This is a genomic window from Neomoorella sulfitireducens, from assembly GCF_024733845.1.
Classification (GTDB): domain Bacteria; phylum Bacillota; class DSM-521; order Neomoorellales; family Neomoorellaceae; genus Neomoorella; species Neomoorella sulfitireducens.
On the sequence record NZ_JANRHG010000002.1, the window covers coordinates 199,924 to 217,340 of the forward strand.

The 17,417-nt window shown below is 53.2% G+C and carries 20 protein-coding genes; 1 reads left to right on the top strand and 19 read right to left on the bottom strand.

The genetic code is table 11. From position 1 onward, the window contains the following. Positions 1-39: 39 nt before the first annotated feature. The 17 genes from sigF to NWF31_RS03925 all read right to left on the bottom strand — a co-directional run bounded on the left by sigF (position 40) and on the right by NWF31_RS03925 (position 15,463). Complete coding sequence (gene sigF, locus NWF31_RS03845; RefSeq protein ID WP_277998807.1) at positions 40-831, bottom strand: RNA polymerase sporulation sigma factor SigF; 792 nt, start codon at positions 829-831, stop codon at positions 40-42. Between the two features lie 33 nt (positions 832-864). Beyond that, a complete protein-coding gene (gene spoIIAB / locus NWF31_RS03850; protein WP_258359188.1) occupies positions 865-1,311 on the bottom strand; it encodes an anti-sigma F factor in 447 nt (148 codons plus the stop codon). Beyond that, positions 1,295-1,648 (bottom strand): STAS domain-containing protein, encoded by a 354-nt coding sequence (locus tag NWF31_RS03855; RefSeq protein WP_258359189.1) that lies wholly within the window; start codon positions 1,646-1,648, stop codon positions 1,295-1,297. The genes spoIIAB and NWF31_RS03855 overlap by 17 nt, the downstream gene beginning before the upstream one ends. 80 nt (positions 1,649-1,728) lie before the next feature. Continuing rightward, positions 1,729-2,952 (bottom strand): D-alanyl-D-alanine carboxypeptidase family protein, encoded by a 1,224-nt coding sequence (locus NWF31_RS03860; protein ID WP_258359190.1) that lies wholly within the window; start codon positions 2,950-2,952, stop codon positions 1,729-1,731. Positions 2,953-3,021: 69 nt separating this feature from the next. Then, positions 3,022-4,191, bottom strand: a complete 1,170-nt coding sequence (locus tag NWF31_RS03865; RefSeq protein WP_258359191.1) for a phosphopentomutase — start codon at positions 4,189-4,191, stop codon at positions 3,022-3,024. A 25-nt stretch (positions 4,192-4,216) separates the two neighbouring features. Further along, entirely contained in the window at positions 4,217-5,104 is an 888-nt protein-coding gene (gene xerD / locus NWF31_RS03870; RefSeq protein ID WP_258359192.1) for a site-specific tyrosine recombinase XerD, read from the bottom strand. A 134-nt stretch (positions 5,105-5,238) separates the two neighbouring features. After that, positions 5,239-5,478, bottom strand: a complete 240-nt coding sequence (locus NWF31_RS03875; protein WP_258359193.1) for a hypothetical protein — start codon at positions 5,476-5,478, stop codon at positions 5,239-5,241. Positions 5,479-5,495: 17 nt separating this feature from the next. Continuing rightward, positions 5,496-6,110: a stage II sporulation protein M gene (spoIIM, locus tag NWF31_RS03880; RefSeq protein WP_258359194.1), complete on the bottom strand. Its 615-nt coding sequence runs from the start codon at positions 6,108-6,110 to the stop codon at positions 5,496-5,498. A gap of 66 nt (positions 6,111-6,176) precedes the next feature. Next, positions 6,177-6,713, bottom strand: coding sequence for an NUDIX domain-containing protein (locus NWF31_RS03885; RefSeq protein WP_258359195.1), 537 nt, complete (start codon positions 6,711-6,713; stop codon positions 6,177-6,179). Positions 6,714-6,776: 63 nt separating this feature from the next. Next, on the bottom strand, positions 6,777-7,550 hold the full coding sequence (gene spo0A / locus NWF31_RS03890; RefSeq protein ID WP_258359196.1) for a sporulation transcription factor Spo0A: 774 nt from the start codon (positions 7,548-7,550) through the stop codon (positions 6,777-6,779). A gap of 127 nt (positions 7,551-7,677) precedes the next feature. Continuing rightward, positions 7,678-8,970, bottom strand: a complete 1,293-nt coding sequence (gene spoIVB, locus NWF31_RS03895) for a SpoIVB peptidase (RefSeq protein WP_258359197.1) — start codon at positions 8,968-8,970, stop codon at positions 7,678-7,680. Positions 8,971-9,138: 168 nt separating this feature from the next. Then, positions 9,139-10,815 carry a DNA repair protein RecN gene (gene recN, locus NWF31_RS03900; protein ID WP_258359198.1) on the bottom strand — a complete coding sequence of 559 codons (1,677 nt, stop codon included), beginning with the start codon at positions 10,813-10,815 and terminating at the stop codon, positions 9,139-9,141. 4 nt (positions 10,816-10,819) lie between these two features. After that, positions 10,820-11,278, bottom strand: coding sequence for an arginine repressor (gene argR / locus NWF31_RS03905; protein ID WP_258359199.1), 459 nt, complete (start codon positions 11,276-11,278; stop codon positions 10,820-10,822). Further along, complete coding sequence (locus NWF31_RS03910) at positions 11,175-12,134, bottom strand: NAD(+)/NADH kinase (protein WP_258359200.1); 960 nt, start codon at positions 12,132-12,134, stop codon at positions 11,175-11,177. Before NWF31_RS03910 ends, argR begins: the two co-directional genes overlap by 104 nt. Before the next feature lie 20 nt (positions 12,135-12,154). Beyond that, a complete protein-coding gene (locus NWF31_RS03915; protein WP_258359201.1) occupies positions 12,155-12,964 on the bottom strand; it encodes a TlyA family RNA methyltransferase in 810 nt (269 codons plus the stop codon). Continuing rightward, entirely contained in the window at positions 12,957-14,879 is a 1,923-nt protein-coding gene (gene dxs, locus NWF31_RS03920) for a 1-deoxy-D-xylulose-5-phosphate synthase (RefSeq protein ID WP_258359202.1), read from the bottom strand. The genes NWF31_RS03915 and dxs overlap by 8 nt, the downstream gene beginning before the upstream one ends. After that, on the bottom strand, positions 14,876-15,463 hold the full coding sequence (locus tag NWF31_RS03925) for a hypothetical protein (protein ID WP_258359203.1): 588 nt from the start codon (positions 15,461-15,463) through the stop codon (positions 14,876-14,878). The genes dxs and NWF31_RS03925 overlap by 4 nt, the downstream gene beginning before the upstream one ends. Here NWF31_RS03925 and NWF31_RS03930 point away from each other — a divergent pair. Next, complete coding sequence (locus NWF31_RS03930; RefSeq protein ID WP_258359204.1) at positions 15,451-15,651, top strand: hypothetical protein; 201 nt, start codon at positions 15,451-15,453, stop codon at positions 15,649-15,651. The genes NWF31_RS03925 and NWF31_RS03930 overlap by 13 nt on opposite strands. A gap of 624 nt (positions 15,652-16,275) precedes the next feature. Here the strand turns inward: NWF31_RS03930 and NWF31_RS03935 are convergent. Both NWF31_RS03935 and xseB read right to left on the bottom strand, forming a co-directional pair. Further along, complete coding sequence (locus NWF31_RS03935; RefSeq protein WP_258359205.1) at positions 16,276-17,169, bottom strand: polyprenyl synthetase family protein; 894 nt, start codon at positions 17,167-17,169, stop codon at positions 16,276-16,278. Next, entirely contained in the window at positions 17,150-17,401 is a 252-nt protein-coding gene (gene xseB, locus NWF31_RS03940; RefSeq protein WP_258359206.1) for an exodeoxyribonuclease VII small subunit, read from the bottom strand. Before xseB ends, NWF31_RS03935 begins: the two co-directional genes overlap by 20 nt. Between the last annotated feature and the right edge of the window lie 16 nt (positions 17,402-17,417).

Consider the following 17,417-nt stretch of genomic DNA (forward strand, 5'->3'; position numbering starts at 1 on the left):
AGGAGTTGTTTTCCCCGTTACCGGGATGCTTTTCTGCTTTCACCCATTTTCTTTTTCTGCTGCATGCACCCCTTTCTCCCCTTCCGCCTGTAATAGTTCCCTGATTTTCTGCAGGGCCTGGCGCTCGATACGGGAAATCTGTACCTGGGATAATCCCATCCGGGCCGCCACTTCAGCCTGGGTTTTGTCCTGGAAAAAGCGCATGACCAGGACCCGCCGGTGTTTTTCGGGTATCTTTCGCAGTACTTCTTTTATGGCAATTTTATCTAGCCAGGCCGGCTCTTCCCCTTCCTCTGCGGCCAGCTGATCCAGAACATAGATAGGGTCACCGTCATCCTGGTAAATGGTATCATGGATGGACCCCGGCATCTGTACGGCTTCCAGGGCGGCCACAATTTCGTCCCGGGAAAGATTTAAGGTTTCGGCTATTTCGCTGATGGAGGGTTCACGGCCCAGTTTTTTGGCCATCTCCTCGCGGGTACGGTTGACCTTGAAAGCTGTCTCCTTTAAAGACCGGCTCACCTTAACTGTACTATCGTCCCGTAAAAAACGCCTGATTTCTCCCAAAATCATGGGTACGGCATAGGTGGAAAACCGTACCTGGTAGCTCAGGTCAAATTTGTCTATGGCTTTAATCAGGCCAATGGTACCGATCTGGAACAGGTCCTCCAGCTCGTAGTTGCGATTTTCAAAACGCTGGACCAGGTTGAAAACCAGCTTGAGGTTGCAGTTAATCAATCGCTCCCGGGCTTCTTTATCCCCCGCTTTTGCCCGGCGCAAGAGCTCCTCCGTTTCAGCCTCGGACAGGAGGGGAAAGCGGGGGAGATTCATTTCCGACAAGCGCACTTTAAATCGCCACCCCGGTTACTTTCCAGCCTCTCCTTTGAAGGCTTTGAACATCTTCACCCGCGTCCCCCGGTCGACCTCCGAAGTAACTTCCAGGTTATCCATAAAGGACTGCATAAAGGCAAAGCCCAGGCCCATCCGCTCGGGGTCAGTAGAGTAGGCCGGCTGCATGGCCATGGCAACATCAGGAATACCACAGCCTCTATCTTCCACGGTGATCACCAGCCCCGCTGAAGTACGCTCTACGGTAACCCGGACTATACCACGGGGTTCGCCCCTGTAACCGTGAATAATGGCGTTGGATACTGCTTCGGAAACAGCAACTTTTATTTCTTCCAGTTCACTCAAGGTCATATCTACCTGGGCAGCAAAGGTTGCTACTGCTACCCTGGCCAGACCTACGTTTTCCGGCAAGCTCAAAAACTCCAGGGCCATGCTGTTTTCCACTTTAACTTCGCCGGCCATCGGTAACCCCTCCCGCAGTTTCCGGCCCTTCGGGATGGATGGTCATAATTTTACTGAGGCCGGATATCTCCAGCAGCCGCCTTACCTGGGGCTGGGGACGGCAAATCACCACCCGGCCTCCCTGCTTTTTTAAACGCCGGTAGCGGCCCAGAATTACCCCCAGCCCGGAGCTATCCATAAAAGTTACTCCCTCCAGGTCCAGCAGCAATACTTCCGGGCGGGCGTGATCCAGGCTGGCTTCCAGTTCGCGGCGTAAAAGGTCGGCGCTTTCCAGGTCGACCTCCCCCTTGACCCGCGCCCAGAGTTCTTTGCCTTCCATACTAAAAAATACCTGCAATAATAAAACCCCCTCGCCACATTCTACGAAGGGGTTTATTCGCCCTCAACCGGCCTACTTCCTGCTAAATAATGGCAAAATTATTGTCGAATAGTGAACACTGCCCGGATTACTTTTATAATCTCCTCGACCAGGGAAGCCCTGGCAACGCTTTCCCCGGCTACCACATCAATGTGAGCTATCTCTTTGTCATCCCTGAAAACGGCAACCCGGCCAATCACCTGGCCTTCCTTTACGGGCGCATTTAATATTTGTGGTAAATCTAACCTGGCAGTTACCTTTTCGCTTTTGCCCCGGATACGGCTAATTCGTGCCCCAACTTTATCCGCAGTGACGGCTTTGACCTGCTCCACCCGGCCCTTGCCTACCGGCACGGCAGCTACCGCCTGGCCGGGGCCATAGAGCTGCTGGAAGCCCCATTGTTTATAGGCCCAGTTATAAAGTTTCATGGAATCGGTGAAATGACCGTTGGGAGTCTCCACCCCCATAACTACGGCGATTAACCGCAGGCCGTCCCTTTCAACAGTCGATACCAGGTTCAAGCCTGCGGCATCGGTAAAGCCGGTTTTAAAACCATCGGTTCCGGGGTACCAGTAGAGCATTTTGTTGGTATTATCAAGTATGGATAGGGGGTCCTGGCGGAAGGTATAACGTTTGATGGAGGTCCATTCGCGAATTTTGGGGTATTTCAAAGCATAACGGGCAATAACGGCCATATCATAGGCGGAAGTATAGTTTTGCTCATCGTGGAGGCCGTGACAGTTGGTAAAATGGGTGTTTTGCAAGCCCATCTCCTTTACCTTCTCATTCATCATGGTCACAAAAGCTTCTTCCGAACCGGCCAGGTGTTCCGCTATCGCCACTGCTGCGTCGTTAGCCGAAGCTACGGCAATGGCAATAAGCATCTGCTCGAGGGGGAAAGTTTCCCCGGCAGCCAGAAAGACTTCCGAACCGCCAAAGCTTTCGGCGCGCTCGCTGGTCTGAACCGGTTCATCCAGCCGTGCCTGGCCATTAGCCACCATGTCCATGGCTACTACCATGGTCATCAGCTTGGTCATGCTGGCGGGATAGTAGCGGCCGTGGGCATTCTTCTCCCAGAGAATCTCCCCCGTCTGGGGGTCCATGAGAATGGCCCCTTTGGCGTCAAGGTTCAAACTTGCTGCAGAATCGGCCTGGGCCGGTTGTGCCTCTCCCGGCAGGTCCCCGGCCGCGTCTGTTGTCCCCTGATTTGCCGCCAGCAGAACCCCTGGAAGAAAAGAAAATCCAAGGATGACCACCAGTAGAATAATTCCTGTTTTGTGCACCCCACCGCCCCCCTCGCCGGGCTTGTTCTCCTTACACTTATATTAGCTAAAGGGGTAAAATATGAACATTTATTTCAGCAAGATAGAAGCAAAGCTTTCCCCATCCAGGTTATAAGAGACATAAAAAAGTTCGGCAACAGTAGCCCCCAGATCGGCAAAGGTCGGGCGCACACCAAGATTTACCGGCCGGATATGTTTCCCGCATACCAGGAGGGGGACATACTCCCGGGAGTGATCGGTACTGGGGGTGGTGGGATCACAGCCGTGGTCAGCTGTAAGTACCAGGACGTCTTTTTCGTTTAATGCTTCCAGTAATTCCGGCAGGCGCCGGTCGAAGGCTTCCAGGGCGGCAGCATAACCGGCCACGTCGTTGCGGTGGCCGTAGCGCATATCAAAGTCCACCAGGTTGGTGAAGATTAGGCCGCGGCCGCCTTCCCGCATCAAGTTACACGTCTGATCAACGCCGTCCATATTATCATGGGTGTGAATCCAGCGGCTTATCCCACGGCCGGCAAAGATATCTTTTATTTTCCCTACCGCCATTACCTGGTAACCGGCACTTTTAACGGCATCAAGGAGCGTGGGCCGGGGCGGCTCCAGGGAAAAATCCTGGCGCCGGTCGGTACGGATAAAATGCCCCGGTTCTCCCACAAAGGGGCGGGCAATTACCCTGCCTACTGCATGTTCACCTGCCAGCAACTGCCGGGCAATCTTACAATAACGATAAAGTTCCTGGACGGGGATTACATCTTCATGAGCTGCTATCTGGAATACGCTGTCCGCCGAAGTATAAACGATAGGGTAACCGGTGCGCATATGTTCCGGACCCAGTTCCTCTATTATCACCGTACCGGAGGCCGGTTTGTTACCCAGGACCTTGCGGCCGATGGCCTTTTCAAAGGGCTCAATAATTTCCGGTGGGAAACCGTGGGGATAAAGGGGAAAAGGTCGATCTAAAACCACGCCGGCCAGCTCCCAGTGGCCGCTGGTGGTATCCTTGCCTGCTGCCCGGGATGCCATTTTACCATAGGCAGCTGCCGGGGCACCAACGGGAGCAATCCCCTTGAGGGGAATAATATTGCCCAATCCGAGCCGGCCCATATTTGGCAGGCGCAGGTCTACCCTGGCGGCAATATGCCCCAGGGTATTGCTACCCTCATCACCGTATTTGGCAGCGTCGGGAAGTTCACCTACACCAACGCTGTCGAGAACGATAATTATAACGCGGTCAATGACCATGATGCCTTTAGCCTCCCAAATAATATCACGCCCGCGGATGGGTCCGGTCATAAATCTCGCGGATCTTTTTTCTGGTTAGATGGGTATAAATCTGGGTCGTGCCGATATCGGCATGACCTAAAAGCTCCTGGACCGAACGCAGGTCGGCGCCATTTTCCAGGAGATGAGTGGCGAAAGAATGACGCAAGGTATGGGGTGTGATTTCCTTTTTTAAATTAGCCGCCTTTGCATATCCTTTAAGAATTTTCCAGCACCCCTGGCGAGAAAGACGCCGGCCGTGCTGGTTAACAAATAAAGCCGTTTCTGTCTTCCTTTTTATTAGTTTCCCCCGCCCGTTCTCAAGGTATGTCCGCACATGGAAACAGGCTACCTGACCCATGGGAACTACCCTTTCCCGGGACCCTTTACCCAGGCAGCGGACAAATTCACCCTCCAGGTTTACCTGATCTACATTGAGGGCCACCAGTTCCGAGACGCGCAATCCTGTGGCGTAAAGCAATTCCAACATTGCTTTATCGCGCAAACCTGCCGGGGTGTCGGGTCGCGGCTGGCTCAGCAGCCTTTCAATCTCTTCAACAGTCAAAACCCGGGGTAATTTTTTGACCTGCCGTGGAGATTCCAAATTAACTGTCGGATCACTCTCGACCAGGCGTTCCCTTAATAAAAAGTGGTAAAATGATTTCAAGGCCGCAAGATGCTGGGAAATAGTCGCCGGTGACCGGCCTTCCCTCTGCATTTTCATCAGGTAGGCTACCAGCAAACCGTGATTGACCTCGCGTACTGATTTTACCCTGCTGTTTTCCAGGTATTGTAAAAACTGCTGCAGGTCGCTGTTATAAGAAGCGAGGGTATTTTCCGCCAGACCTCTTTCTACTACCAGGTAATAAAGGAATTCATCCACAAGCTCACGCACAGGGCACCACCATTCCCCTTGAGTTTACCAAATTATTTCCACATATAAAGATAAATCTCCTCTATGGGAACCAAAAAAAGCCATAAAAAACCGCCTGCTGGAGGCGGGGTTATAAATCTATTCACCTATAAACTCTATTCACCCCGGTAAAAACTCTTTAATCTTTCTATTAAACCACCCAGGCCGGCGGTTTCACCGGGAGCCTGGGCTGCAGCCGGCTGTTCCTGCTGCCAGGTAGCCGGGGTACTACTTTGACCTGCCAGGCCGGAACGGTCACTACCTGCCATCTGACTCAGCAAGATAGTAGCCACCAGAACAGCAGCCAGCAGCCAGACAAGTTTTTGCCGCCATTTACTAATAGTAACCACGATCATCTCTTATACCCCCCACTTTAAAAATAATTGAGTACTACCCTGGCAAAAGCCGGTGCAAGATAAGCCTCCACCAGGCCCCCGCCCGCTACCAGTAGCGTGACCAGGATCATACAAATTGAATAGCTAAAAAAGCGCGGTAAAAGACCCTTTTCACCAACGCCCCGGCCGCGCATTAAACTTATAGAAAAGGAAATTGCCAGCATAGCTGCCATAAATAAGGCCGGGATCTGGATAAAGTTGGGGGGCATAACGGCCATTAGTGACAGGGCCACTCCATAAAGGGCTTTCTGTTGCACCAGGAAGCCGACTGTAAAACCAAGGATAAACCCCTTAAAAAAGACAACCAGAATAATTAACGGTATGCCTATTACCGTTAAACCGAGAAACCATACCAGGCCGATTTCTTTAAGGGCATCGATCATAGCATCATATAAAACTTTATAGCCTTTTATGTCGCTGCTATTAATTTGTTGTAAGAGATTATCCAGGTGGGCGGCCAGCCGGGTCACCTGCTGGCTTTCTAAAAAATAAAGGGCAAGGGTTCCGACAATTATTCCTCCCAGGAATGAAAAAATGATGACGAGATATAGGCCAAGGTTGTCCCTGATATGCCTGGCAAGGACCTTCTCCACCCATTCCCCCTCCCCGGCAGTTCCGTTAAATATCTTCCCCTAGATAGTTATGCCACTCCGGGATATTTATGCCTCTAACAGGTGCGCGGCGATAAGGAGGCCGGCAATACTTTTGGCATCCTGGATTGTACCTGAAAATATTTCTGCCACGGCAGTTGCCAGGGGCAAACGTACCACTTCCAGGAATTCGTCGGCATCGGCTTCTTCCCGGTGACATTCGAGGCCGGTGGCGAGAAATAGATACATAATTTCATCGCAAAAGCCAGGGGTGGTGTAAAAGGTTAATAGCTGCTGCCATGCGGCAGCTTTAAGACCAACTTCTTCCGCCAGCTCCCGCCGGGCACAGCTTAAAGGTTCTTCCCCGGCATCAAGTTTACCGGCAGGGATCTCCAGGGTTACCCGGTCAACAGGGTAGCGGTACTGGCGGACAAGATAAACGTTTTTTTCTTTATCCAGGGCAATGATTGCTACGGCGCCAGGGTGTTCAACGACTTCGCGGCTGGTTTCCTTACCATCAGGTAATCGCACCAGGTCCCGGCGTAAACTTAAAATACGGCCTTCGTAAATGCGTTCAGTCTTCACTACCTTTTCGGTAAGATCCATGGCTTATATTCCTCCCAAAATAAGTTAAGAAACTGGCTAAATGCCAGTTCCTTTCATGCTCATTTAATTTATCTTGGCCCCTATCCTGAGTTTATCGGCTATCATGGCTATAAATTCTGAATTTGTCGGTTTGCCCCGTTCTACATTGATAGTATAGCCAAAAAACTTATTCATCAACTCTACATTGCCCCGGTCCCAGGCAAGCTCGATGGCATGGCGGATGGCGCGTTCTACCCGGCTGGGCGTGGTCATAAATTTACGCGCCACCAGGGGATAAAGCTCTTTAGTTACTGCACCTAAAAGGCTCACGTCGTCGATTACCATCAGGATGGCTTCGCGTAAATATTGATAACCTTTGATGTGAGCAGGTACTCCCATTTGATGGATTATCCTGGTCACTTCAACATCCATATTGCGGCCGTTGCGATTTATTTGGGCCGGAGCTGCCGGAAGGCTGTAACCACTGGCCAGTTGCCGCAGGCGGTTGCCCAAAACTTCCAGGTCAAAGGGTTTAAGTATGTAATAATCAGCACCCAGCTCCATGGAACGCACGGTCATGTTTTCCTGGCCCAAAGCCGTTAGAATAACTATCTTCGGCCGCGGTTCGAAATTCAAGTCATTGAGGCGTTCCAAAACACCGATACCGTCGAGGTGGGGCATTATAATATCTAAAATCACTACATCCGGCTCCTGTTCCTGGATAAGCTGGAGGGTTTCATGGCCATTATGGGCTATCCCCGATAAAATAAAATCCTGTTGTCCATTAAAAAACTCCTCAAGTACTTCACAAAATTCCCGATTATCATCGGCAATTAATACTTTGATAGGCTCTTTCATGTATTGCCTCCCGCCTCCTGTACCCCGTGTCATTTTTTTAGACGAGATAGTTTTCGACGCCGGAAGGGGAAATCCTTCCATTCGCATAAAAAGGCAAAACTTTTGGTTATCCAACATCAACTTACCATTATATGTATGCTACCAGGGGATTCGACGGCAGTCCCCTGGCTGATGCGACTAGTTCTGTCTCCTGGAGCATCCATTCGGCCAGCACCCCGTATCCCCTAGCAGGATCGTTGATAAATACATGGGTTACAGCCCCTACCAGTTGCCCTTCCTGGATAATAGGACTGCCGCTCATACCCTGGATAATTCCCCCTGTTAAAGCCAGCAACCGGGGATCGGTAATCCGGATGATAAGCCCTCTCCCGCTGGCCCGCTGGTTAAGCATTACCCGTTCAATTTCGACTTGAAACCTTTCTACCTTCTCTCCCTCAACTACTGTTAAGATCTCGGCCGGGCCCGGGCGTACCGTCTCCGCCAGGGCAACAGGCAAGGGTGAGGTAAAATAACCTGGAATGTCACCGGTTATCGTCCCAAATATCCCAACTGTTGTATTCTTCTGGATAATGCCGCTGAACTTGCTATTTTCCAGGAAGACACCTATTTTTTCTCCGGGCTGGCCCCGTCTTCCCTGGTGAATCCCCTGGATTGCGGCCGCGACAATCCGGCCGCCGCTGAGGTTTATTTTTTCCTGGCCGTCACCGCTGACCATATGCCCTAACGCGCCAAAAATATTCTTGTCCCTGTCATAAAAAGTTAACGTGCCGACACCGGCGGTGCTGTCCCGGATAAACACGCCGATCCGGTACCGTCCCGTCTCCTGGCAGTATACGGGCTGGATATCAATGCTTAGCAGGCGCTCGCCCCTTCTAACAGTTAACCTAAGAGGACGGTTGCCCCGGCCGGCAGCATCGATCAAAGAAGCCACTTCCTGATCGCTACTGACTTCCTGGCCATCAATAGCTAAAATTGTATCGCCCGTTTCCAGCCCTGCCTTTTGCGCCGGGTAAAACTTGTTGCCCCGGGCGTCTATTACAGCTGCCTGCCCTACCACCATAACCCCTTCTGTTTTTAGCAGCACCCCAATAGACTGGCCGCCGGGAAAAACACTAACCGGCTGGACCATTTGCACAGTAATATTTTTCAGGGGAATGACACCAAATAATTTCAACTGGAGCTGCCACCAGCCCGGCTGCTCCTGGCCATCAGTACTGGCTTTATCCAGGCTGGCGGCCTGTATTTCTACCTGCCGTGCCAGTCCCGGCGGCAGTTCCCAGCTCAGGTTAAAAGGCGACGTTGTTGACTGGCGCAACATCCATGGAAGACTAAAAAAGCCGCGCACCGGCGGGAGCATTCCTCCGTACAATAATAATGCCGCCAGCACCAGGCCGAAAACCCGGTGCCCCAGGCGTTTCAAGGACATCACCTCCATTAAATTCAAGGATTTTATTTTTACATTCTAAACATAAAATAACCTCAGGCCGTTGCTTTTATGCTGTTAAAAACGTCCTGAGGAGGAGTTACAGACAGCATTAGGAAGTATAAAAGAGATAATTTAAGATTTTTAAAGTCAATGACATAAATTTCATTTTTTGGACCGGGTCTGTTCTAAAAGGGCGGCCGCATGCTTCCTGGCGATGGGACTGGTTTCCCCCGATAACAACCTGGCCAGTTCTTCCACCCGGGCCTCACCCGCTAATTTTTCGATGCTGGTAAAGGTACGGCCGTCCCGTACAATCTTACTCACACGGTAATGCTGCCCGGCAACACCGGCCAGTTGCGCCGAATGGGTAACACAGAGAACCTGGTGGCGGCGGCCAATGGCCGCCAGGGTATTGGCCACGGCACGGGCAGCGGCGCCGCCGATGCCGGCATCAATTTCATCAAATATTAAAGTAGGGACTGCGTCAACTTCCGCTAAAATACTCTTGCAGGCCAGCATTACCCGGGCCATCTCCCCTCCGGATGCAATTTGGGCCAGGGGACGGCTCCCTTCCCCGGGATTGGGCTGGAAAAGAAATGTTATCGTATCCATTCCGCCAGGGCCTGGCCGGGGTGATTCTGTACAGTCTATCATTAGCCGTGCTGCCGGCATGGCCATTTCACGGAGTACAGCGGTTATTTCCGCCGCGATTTTCCGGGCGGCTTCCAGGCGCTGCCGGCGCAAATGCAGGGCTGCTTCCCTGTACCTGGCTTCAGCAGCTGTCATATCTTTTTCCAGGTTAACCACCATCGCCGCCCTGCGATCCAGTTCCTCTAAAGCTGCCGCCGTTTGCTCCTGGTATTGTAAAATTGCTCTAATATCGGGACCATATTTTCGTTTTAAATTTTTAATTAATTCCAGCCTGTCTTCGATCTCTTTTAATCTATTGGGATCGTACTCTAACTTTTCTTCATAGCGGCGTATCCCGCGGGCCACCTCTTCTACCTGGGCGGCTGCAGCCGCAAGCAAATCCTGCCATGGCTTTAGACCGGTGTCAATGGCAGCCATGGTAGCCAAAATTGCCTCCGCTTGGCCGATGCGGTCGTAAGCCGACCTGCCATCTTCTCCAAAAAGGGCAGCGTAAACTGCCGCAGCTCCTTCGGCCAGTTTGGACGCATTATTCAGGATCTCCAGTTCCCGGAGTAATGCTTCATCTTCACCCGGGCTTAAATTGGCAGCAGCTATTTCCTTTAACTGGTAGGTCAGCAGGTCCCGTTGCCGTTCCCTTGCCGCTTCGTCACCGCCAAGTTCCTCTAGTTCATTTTGTAAATTTTGCCACGTTATGTAGAGTCCTTTGACCTGCGCCCTCAATGCCATTAAACCGGCTACTCCATCCAGGAGATCCATTTGCGAAGCAGGCCTCAAGATGGACTGGTAGGCGTGCTGGCCGTGAATATCGACCAGCATCTGGCCAATCCTCTGGTACATACTTAAAGTGAGACTCCGCCCGTTAACCCGGCAGCTGTGGCGACCGCTGCGGCTGATTTCCCGGCTGAGCAAAAGGCTGCCGTCGGCCTCAAGGGGAATGCCGAATTCGTTCAGGATTTCTTCCAATCCGGGTATGCCGGCAACCTGAAAGAGGCCACTAACCAGGGCTCGTTCGGCGCCGGTTCGGATATACTCCGCTGATGCCCGCGCCCCTACCAGAAGCCCCACGGCATCAACTATTATGGATTTGCCGGCACCGGTTTCTCCTGTAAGGACCGTTAGCCCGGGTTCCAGGTCCAGGTGCAGGGATTCGATCAGGGCAAAATTTTCAATTTGTAGTTCCTGGAGCATGGCTTCACCCTTCCCTTAGCTCGGTAAAACGCCTCAAGACCTCAGCCACAGCTTCTTTTGGTTTTACAATGACCAGGATGGTATCATCCCCGGCTACCGTCCCTATGATCTCCGGCCAGGCCACATTATCAAGGCAGGAGGCAACGGCATGGGCCGTCCCCGGCAGGGTGCGGATTAAAATCAAGTTTTCACTATCGTCTATCTTAATCACAGAATCTTCAAAGAGGCGCTGCAAACGGCCATAGACATTCACCGGGGGTTGCCCCGGGGGGGCAGCGTAACGATATAAATTCTCTCCTGCCGGCACTTTCACCAGGCCCAGTTCTTTAATATCCCTGGAAACGGTAGCCTGGGTAACCTTAAGCCCGTGCTTGATGAGTTCCCGGGCCAGCTGTTCCTGGGTAGTTACTGGAGTCCTGGTTATTATTTCCAGAATCAGCTGCTGGCGCCTGGCTTTCGTCATAAGACCGGCTTCCCCCTTCCCTTAATTTTTCTCGCACCAGGCTGTAAAAGGTGCTATTTTTTAAACGTATCAAACGTGTAGGTGTTTCTGCTTTGGTCACGGTAACGACGTCGGCGTTTCCCAGGCGCCACCCCTGCTGGCCGTCAACTGTAAGCATAACTTCCGCTCCGGTGGCATGCACATGGACCCTGATTTGTTGTTCCGCAGGGACCACCAGGGGACGGCTGTAAAGGGTATGGGGACAGATGGGTGTCAAAATAATTACCTGGAGTTCTGGTGACACCAGGGGCCCGCCTGCCGACAGGGAATAAGCAGTAGACCCGGTAGGTGAGGAGATAATGAGACCATCGGCCGGGTAAGTATCCAGATAAGCAGTGCCGATATAAACTTCCAGGCGAAGCATCCGGGAAAAGGCGCCCTTGGTAATTACCACGTCATTTAAGGCCTGGCAGGAGATCACCTGGTCCGGACGCCTGACGGCTCCACGGAGCATCATTCGCTCTTCCAGGCGGTAATCACCGGCCAGGAGTTTATCCAGGGCGGGATAAAGTTCGGCCAGCTCTACTTCGGTTAAAAAACCAAGGTGACCCAGGTTAACGCCGAGGATGGGTGTAGCGGCACCGGCAACTATCCGCGCCGCCCGCAGGAGGGTACCATCACCACCTAACGCCAGGAGGCAGCCGGCAGTTGCCAGCTCTTTTTCCGGCACGCCTTTTTCCGGGCAACCCAGGGCGATAGCCTTGCTGGTTGATACCAGTACCCGCACACCGCGGCTTTCCAGGTAAGCAATGATTTCCACGGCTACTTCCCTGGCCTTCGGCTTATCCAGGTTGGCCACCATACCTATCTGCTGCAATTGTCTCCCCCGCTTTGAAATTAACGCACTTCCCTGTGGGCTGCGGTTACTACCTGCTCAATAACTTGCTGCCAGTCTCCTGCTGCTAGGCCCCGGTCTTTTAATCCCAGCCAGAGGAGAAATTCCAGGTTACCCTCCGGGCCGCTAATGGGCGACCAGGTTAAACCATATATTTTTAAACCCAAGGCTGCTGACGCCGTCATTACTTCTTGTAAAACTTGCCGGTGTACAGCCGGGTCACGTACAACCCCCTTTTTGCCGACCCGGCCCGGGCCGGCTTCAAACTGGGGTTTAACCAGGGCAATAATCTCTCCTTCGGGTTTGAGGCAGCGGAGGACTGCCGGTAGTATTTTGGCCAGGGATATAAAGGCCACGTCAATGGTGGCCAGGTCAACAGCCTCTCCCAGGGTATTCCTTTCCAGGTAACGGGCGTTGGTCCTTTCCAGGACAATCACCCGCGGATCCCGGCGCAGCGACCAGGCAAGCTGCCCGTAACCAACGTCAACAGCATAAACCCGGGAGGCGCCGTGTTTTAAGGCACAGTCGGTAAACCCCCCGGTGGACGCGCCTACGTCCAGGATTATTTTATGGTGCAAATCAATATTAAAAACCTTTAAAGCCTTCTCCAGCTTTAAACCGCCGCGGCTGACATAGGGCAGGGGCTGGCCGGTGAGGCGTATCTCCGCATCAACCGGGACCTTCTCCCCGGGCTTGTCTGCCGGTACATTGTTGACCAGCACCTCGCCGGCCATTACGGCAGCCTGTGCCTGCTGCCGGCTGCCAAATAATCCTCGCTGTACCAGCAACACGTCCAGTCTTTGCCTAGCCACCGTAAATCTCCCTGGTACCAAATTTACGCTTGTCTAGTACTGGCTCCTCTTCAATTACCTGCTGGACGGCCTTGACGATCCCCTCCGGTGTCAAACCTAAGTATTCCCGCAATTCAGCTGGTTTACCATGGCTGACAAATTGATCTCTAATCCCCAGGCATTGCACCCTTACCCTTTTCATCCCACCGGCCGCCAGCAATTCCAGGACCGCGCTGCCAAACCCCCCGGCCAGGAGGTGCTCCTCAACCGTAACCAGGCAACCGGTTTTACCGGCCCAGGTGAGGATTAAATCGGCGTCCAGGGGCTTAACAAAGCGCGGGTTAATGACTGCCGCTTCGATACCCCGGGCGGCCAGTTCTTCTGCTGCAGTAAGGGCCGTATAAACCATGGGACCTAGGGCAATGATGGCAACATCCTTGCCCTGGCGCAGGATCTCCCCTTTGCCTACAGGCAAGGGCTGGGCCGTGCCGGTTAACGGTACACCAACGCCGGCACCCCGGGGGTAACGCAGGGCTGCTGGTCCTGGATGCTGGATGGCTGTAACCAGCATATGCCGTAATTCCTGCTCGTCTTTGGGGGCCATGATTACCACGCCGGGGATACTGCGCAGGAGAGCCAGATCAAAGAGGCCCTGGTGAGTTTCTCCATCCTCACCCACCAGGCCGGCCCGGTCAATGGCCAGGACTACGGGGAGTTCCATCAAAGCAATATCATGTATGACCTGGTCTATGGCCCGTTGCAAGAAGGTAGAATAAATAGCCACGACAGGTTTTAAACCTGCGGCTGCCAGACCGGCGGCCATGGTCATGGCGTGCTGCTCGGCAATGCCGACGTCAAAAAAGCGTCCGGGGAAGCGCCGGGCAAAGGGGATAAGTCCCGTTCCGTCGGGCATGGCCGCCGTAATAGCTACCAGGCGGTTGTTTTTCTCCCCCTGGCGTACCAGTTCGGCACCAAAGACAGAAGTAAAAGACGGCGGTCCTCCTGCCGTTACAGGTTCGCCGTTTTCCGGATCAAAGGGGCCGACGCCATGATAGCGGCCGGGATTGGTTTCGGCAGGATGATAGCCTTTGCCTTTAGTTGTAATTACATGCACCAGGACCGGACCACGGGTTCCACGGGCACGCTGCAGCACTTCTTTGAGCCGGGGTATATTATGTCCTTCGATGGGCCCGAGGTAGGTAAAGCCCAGTTCTTCAAAAAGCATACCCGGAACGACAAGATATTTAAAACTGTCCTTTATACGATCGATAATCTTTAATACCCGGGGACCCACCCGGGGCAGGCGGTTGAGTAAATTTTCCAGCTCCTCCTTGCCCCTGGAATACATGGGATCCGTCCGCAGGCGGGAGAGATAGGAAGCCATACCACCGACCGAGCCGGAAATGGACATTTCATTGTCATTCAACACTACAATCATATTCGTCTTCAGATGACCGGCATGATTCATTGCCTCAAAGGCCATGCCGCCGGTCAGGGCCCCATCCCCTATGACTGCTACCACCTGGTAGTTTTCACCCTTTAAATCCCTGGCCAGGGCAAGGCCAAGGGCGGCAGAAATAGAGGTGCTGCTATGCCCGGTATCAAAGGCATCATAGGGGCTTTCGGATCTTTTTGGGAAGCCGCTTAAACCACCAAACTGGCGTAAAGTGCTGAACTGGGAGCGCCGTCCGGTAAGCATCTTGTGCACATAACACTGGTGGCCTACGTCCCAGATAATTTTATCCCGGGGCAAATCAAAAACGCTGTGCAGGGCCAGGGTTAATTCTACTACTCCCAGGTTGGGCGCCAGGTGGCCGCCGGTACGGGCTACCGTCCTGACCAGCTCCCGGCGTATTTCCGCCGCCAGCTTGTCGAGTTCCGCATTATTCAATTTTTTTACGTCAGCCGGTTCCCTGATTTTGTCAAGCAGGTTCATGGCCGCCGTCCTTTCTGGGAGGTATAGTTAAAGGGGCGCCACCCGGTCATTTTTTCTATACCATATAATAACTTGCCCACAAAAAATATTATATCATTAGCCTGGCGCAGGGCAAATCCCTTGCCCAGGGCCTTACCCCCTACTGTTACAGCCGAGATGATGGCCGTCATGATGGTACTGACCATCAAATCTTCCGCTCCATGCTGTCCCGCCAGGCGTAAAATAATTACCGCACCAACAGCACCACTCAAGGTACTGCAGACGTCCCCCACCACATCGGTGGAAAAAGTGGCAACCCGTTCGGCATTGCGTAATAAGCCAAGGGCCTGGCGGGCACCGGGAACTTTTTTGGCCGCCCGGGCATGCAGGGGTACTTCACTGGCAGCCGCCGTGGCCACCCCTATAATATCAAAAGCAATACCTGCTACAATGATTATCAGCAACAGGGAAAAGGTTAAAATTATTGAAGTTATTTTACCCAGGAACACCTGGGAACCATAGCCTACGGCCATGGCTATAAAAAAAGTTCCTCCGCCCATAGTCAGGGCATTTTTCCAGGAGGAACGACCTTGTGTTCTGGCCAAATGTGTTTTCTGCCTCCATATATGATAAGGATTATGTAATTTTGGTGGGTGGCAACTGCCCGGGTAAATGTTATGGCTTAGGTCCAGTAGGTTTTCCCGGCACCCTACCACGCGTCGCCGCCCGTGGCGGTTTCCCTTTAAAGGGTACCCTGCACCGTCGCCGGGAGCAGGACTGGATTGCCACTTAGCGCATACTTTAATCCCCGGCCAGCCTTACGGGCGGTAAACAGTCTAGGAGTTTTCCTCAACAAGGCCGGCCATCTTTTAGCCTCTTTTGCAGTAGTGGTTTCCGCTATAGCCAGTAGATCTTGGCTAAGACCTTTAAAGGTGTTTAACACCCGCATCCACCACTACCGCTCAAGGCAGGCTACGCTGCAGCCAGCACCCTTTGTACCGACTGCAGGTTTCTACCCCAGGCCATAGTAATCATTCCTGCCGCAGGAACTTTCCCACGCACCTGGGTCTCCACGGAGGAAGGGTCCACGCCTACATGCCATTGTAGATCGCCCCCCCTCCTTAACTCCCAGTACCAACCCTCGACTGGGCGTCGACAGCCAGCACCAGGAACTTCATCGGTGTGCCCTTAACGGATTTTTAGGCCCGTCTTCAAAGATGGTGGCCCTGACTAGAATACTGCGCCACCCACCATATTAACTTTTCTGGTAGGAATTATTATATGACATTCGTCCCTAAAGGGCAAGCACCGCCTTTAAAAGCCCCTCCTGGCTTTAAGCCTTCTATGGTGCTTACCTGCAGGCAGCGCCGGTATGCCTTTTCTCCCTGCCCCGGGCACCTTTATCCTGGGATTTTGTCTATCCCTGCCTTGCAAGAACGTAGCCGGCAAGAAGGTATAAAGGTTCGGCCGCCGGCCCCAGCGAGCGGGCTAACTCCTGCGCTTCGGCACAGAGTTCGCCGGCTATCTCTTTTGCCTTCTCCAGCCCCAGGCATGCCGGATAGGTTGCCTTACCCCGGGCCGCATCCATGCCACCTTTTTTCCCCATTTGGGTAAAATCGCCTTCAACATCGAGAATATCATCGGTTATCTGGAAGGCCAGGCCCAGGTTTTCGCCGTAACGCGTTAAAATGGCCAGAGGTTCCTCGCCGGCGCCGCTTAAGATACCGCCCAGGCGCAGGCAGGCGCGGATAAGGCTGCCGGTCTTGTGGGTATGGATATAATTAATTGTTTCCAGGGTAACCGTCCGGCCCTCGGCCTCCATATCCACTACCTGGCCGCCGATCATCCCCTGGCTGCCGGCGGCGGCGGCCAGCTCGCCGATGGCCTGGAGAACTTTCGCCGCCGGGATACCACCCTCTACCCGGCTCAAAACGGCAAAGGCCTGGGTGAGAAGGGCATCCCCGGCCAGCAGGGCTACGGCTTCACCGAAAACCTTATGGCAGGTAGGCCGGCCGCGGCGAAAGTCGTCATTATCCATGGCCGGCAGGTCATCATGAATAAGGGAATAGGTATGAATTAATTCCACCGCACAGGCGGCCGGCAGCAAAGGTTCAGGGGCGCCGCCCACAGCTTCACCCGCCGCCAGGACCAGAATGGGTCGCAACCTCTTCCCCCCGGCAAAAAGGCTGTAACGCATGGCTCGATGAACGGCCGGCGGATAACTATCCGCCGGCGGCAGGCTTTTTTCCAGTGCTTCCTGAACCAGTTGCTGGCGGGATGCCAGATAGCTTTCAATCTCCGTTACCGCCACCCCCGGATAAAGATATTTCTTTAAACATAACTTCGCCTTCCTGGACCAGAAGGGCCTGGAGCTTGCCCTCGACTTCCTGGAGGCGCTGCCGGCACAGGCGTACCAACCTGATCCCTTCCTGGTAATACGCCAAAGAATCCTCCAGGGTTAAGCCTTCTCCTTCCAGGGCCCGGACAATACCCTCAAGTTTCTGCAAAGCCTCTTCGAATTTCAGCTCTGTGCCTTCAGGCATTGCTTAGTTCCTCCCA